General features: G+C 72.5%; 2 protein-coding genes. Both read left to right on the top strand.

Features of this window, described 5'->3' with window-relative positions:
• The coding region (locus tag EQG76_RS14500) for a cytochrome P450 (RefSeq protein ID WP_159714700.1) at positions 1 to 651 on the top strand (651 nt) is incomplete at its 5' end.
• 76 nt (positions 652 to 727) lie between these two features.
• On the top strand, positions 728 to 3,547 hold a 2,820-nt coding region (locus EQG76_RS14495; RefSeq protein ID WP_200840824.1), incomplete at its 3' end, for a DEAD/DEAH box helicase.

The following is a 3,547-nucleotide window of genomic DNA, read 5'->3' as shown; positions in this document are numbered from 1 at the left end:
TCGGGCGAGACTGCGGTCGCAGAAGGTTCGGCCGCCGACCTCATCGCCCGGCACCGCGACCTGGACGGCGAGCTTCTGGATGAGACGACTGCCGCGGTCGAGCTGCTGAACGTCCTGCGCCCGACGGTCGCGGTGGCGCGGTTCGTGACGTTCGCCGCCCTCGCACTCCATCATCACCCGCAGTGGCGCGAGAGATTCGCGGAGGGCGGTGACGAGCTGCTGCGGCCCTTCGTCCAGGAGGTCCGCCGCTTCTATCCCTTCTTCCCGGTGGTCGGCGGCCGCGCCCGCCACGACTTCGCCTGGCAGGGGCACGAATTCAGCAAGGGCGACTGGGTGCTGCTCGATCTCTACGGCACCAACCATGACGGGCGGCTGTGGCCGGAGCCCGAGGCCTTCCGACCCGAGCGGTTCGTGGGCTGGCCGGGCGACCCGAACACCCTGGTCCCGCAGGGTGCCGGCGACTTTGCCACCGGCCATCGCTGCCCCGGCGAATGGCTCACCATCGCACTGCTGGAGGAGGCCGTGCGCCTCCTGACTCGGACGGTCCGCTACGAGGTGCCGGCACAGGACCTGACCGTAGCGCTGGACCAGCTTCCCGCCCTGCCCAAGAGCGGCTTCATCATGCAGAAGACTCAGCTCCTGGCGGCCTGAGCCGGGCGCCCTCCTTCCTGGACCAATCATGTCGCCAGCCGATTCCCCAACCGACGCTTCTGCCGATGCGCGCCCGGTGCCGACGGGCCTGCTCGCCGCCCGGCTCCTCCACCTGCAGGCAGCCGAGCCCACGCCCCTGATCCACGTCGCCGCCGACCTGCGCTCGGCCCGGGCGCTGGCGGCCCTGGCCGGCGCGATGGCGCCGGACTTGCCGGTGGCCGTGCTGCCGGAATGGGACAGCCTGCCCTACGAGCGCATGCCGCCCTCGGTCACCGTGATGGGCCAGCGCATGGGCATGCTGCGCTGGTTCCTGGACCAGTGGGCCCGGCCCCGGCTGGTCCTGACCACCGCACCGGCGCTCCTGCGCCTGGTGCCGCCGCGCGCGACATGGACCGATGCCGGGCTGGAGTTCCGGGTGGGCGACCCGGTCGATCTCGATCGGCTGCGCATCGACCTCCTGCGCCAGGGCTATGTGGTAGACGAGCGGGTCGACGAGCCGGGCGAGGCGGCCCTGCGTGGCCAGGTGATCGACCTGTTTCCGGCAGCAGCCCCGCTGCCTTGCCGGATTGAGCACCAGGACGGCAGGATCAGCGAGATCCGCTCCTACGACCCGGTCTCCCAGCGTTCCGAGGTCGAGACTGACCTGCTGATTGTGGATCCAGCCTCGGAGATCGTGCTGCCGCGGTCCGAGGACGGTGCGGTGCCGGGCTTTCTGCGCGGCCGGGAGCACAAGCTCGCCCGGTTCTACGGCCGGCTGGACAGCGTGTTCGACTATCTGCCCGATGCCCGGCTGGTGCTGGACCCCCATGCCATGACCCGGGCGGCCGACTTCCTGGAGCAGGCAGCCGAGGCCTGGCAGGCACTCCAGGGTCTGGGCGATGCCGCCCTGCCCCCGGAACAGCTCTTTCTTCAGGAGGATGGGTGGCGGGACCGGGTGGCCGGCGCCCAGGACCTGGAGCACCGGGCCCGCCCGAACGAGCGGGTCCCCCGCTTCGTCGAGAGCCGGGACGGCGCCCGGCAGTTTCGCGACTTCCTCCAGGCACGGCTGGCAAAGGGGCCAGTCGTGCTCGCCGCGAGTGACCCACGCCCGCTCCGGACCCTGGCCTCGCGCGCCCGTCAGGCGACCGGCCGTTCGGCGGCGGCGGCAAAGGACTGGCAGGAGGCGGTCGCCGCCCAGCCGGGCACGCTCCTCACCCTGGCCCTGCCCGTCCGGCACGGCTTTGTCGACCAGGCTACCGGCACTGCAGTGATCGCCGCGGCCGACCTGCTCGGCACGCGGGCGGAGTTCGCCCAGGCCGCGACGCCGCAGGCCGCGACGCCGCAGGCCGCCCTGCCGCTGGGCGAGGTCGATCTCGGCACGGGCGATGTCGTGGTCCATCTCGACCATGGCATGGGGGTGCTGGAAGGGCTGGAGGAGGTCACGCTCGGGGAGGACGAGCCCGGCGAGGTGCTGCGCCTGCGTTATGCCGGCGACAAGACCCTGCTGGTGCCGGTGGGCGAGATCGGCCGGATCTGGCGCTATGGCGGGGACCCGGAGGCGGTGACCCTGGACCGGCTGGATGGCGACGGCTGGGCCAAACGCCGAGCCGGCGTCGAGAACGGCATCCGCGCCACCGCCATGCATCTGGTGGAGCAGGCCGGCAAGCGTGCCCGGGCCAGTGCGCCCAAGCTGACAGCACCGGCGCGCGACTATGAGCGCTTCGTCGCTCGCTTCGCCTACCCGCTGACCCCCGATCAGGCCGCCGCGGAGGCGGCGGTGCTGGCCGATCTGGCGGCGGGGCGGCCGATGGACCGGCTGGTTTGCGGCGATGTCGGCTTCGGCAAGACCGAGATCGCCCTGCGCGCCGCTGCGGTCGCGGTGCTGGCCGGCCGGCAGGTGGCGGTCGCCGCGCCGACCACGGTCCTGGCCCGGCAGCATGCTAGGACCTTCGCCCGCCGCTTCGCTCATCTGGGCATCGAGGTCGCGCTGCTGTCCCGGCTGGTGAAGCCGGCCGAGGCGCGCAAGGTCAAAGCCGGCCTGGCGGATGGCAGCATCCGCCTGGTGATCGGCACCCACGCCCTGGCCGCCCGCGGCGTGCGCTTTGCCCAGCTGGGCCTGCTCGTGATCGACGAGGAACAGCGCTTTGGTGCCGCGCAGAAGGCGAAGCTGCGCGCCCTGGCCCAGGGTGGCGGCCATGTGCTTACCATGACCGCCACCCCGATCCCACGCACCTTGCAGGCCAGCCTGGTCGGGCTGCAGGAGCTGAGCCTGATCACCACGCCGCCGGTCCAGCGCCAGCCGATCCGCACGCAGTTGCAGCCCTTCGACGAGGCGGTGGTGCGCGACGCGCTCCTGTACGAGCGCCAGCGCGGCGGCCAGAGCTTCGTGGTCTGCCCGAGGATCGAGGACATTGCCCCCATGGCCGAGCGGCTGGCCCGGATCGTGCCGGAGCTGCGGACGGTGGTGGTCCATGGCAAGCTGCCTGCCGACGAGGTCGACGCGGCCATGGTGGGTTTCGCCGAGGGCGAGGGCGAGATCCTGCTCGCCACCAACATCATCGAGAGCGGCCTGGACGTGCCGCGCGCCAACACCATGCTGGTCTGGCGCCCCGAGCGGTTCGGCCTGGCCCAGCTCCACCAGTTGCGCGGCAGGGTCGGCCGGGGCAGCCGCAGCGCCACCGCCCTGCTGCTGACTGACCCGGAGCACCCGCCCGCCCCGGCGGCGGAGAAGCGGCTGCGCACGCTGGAGGCGCTGGACCGGCTGGGGGCGGGCTTTGCGATCAGCGCGCGCGACCTGGACCTGCGCGGGGCCGGCGACCTGATTGGCGAGGAGCAGGCCGGGCACGTCACCACGCTGGGCCTGGGCCTGTACCAACATCTGCTGGATCAGGCGCTGCGCCACGTGCGCGGCGAGACA

The sequence above is a fragment of the Geminicoccus flavidas genome, assembly GCF_009806515.1.
GTDB lineage: Bacteria > Pseudomonadota > Alphaproteobacteria > Geminicoccales > Geminicoccaceae > Geminicoccus > Geminicoccus flavidus.
The sequence above is the reverse complement of the archived record's forward strand: the minus strand, read 5'-3'. Positions and strand labels throughout refer to the sequence as shown.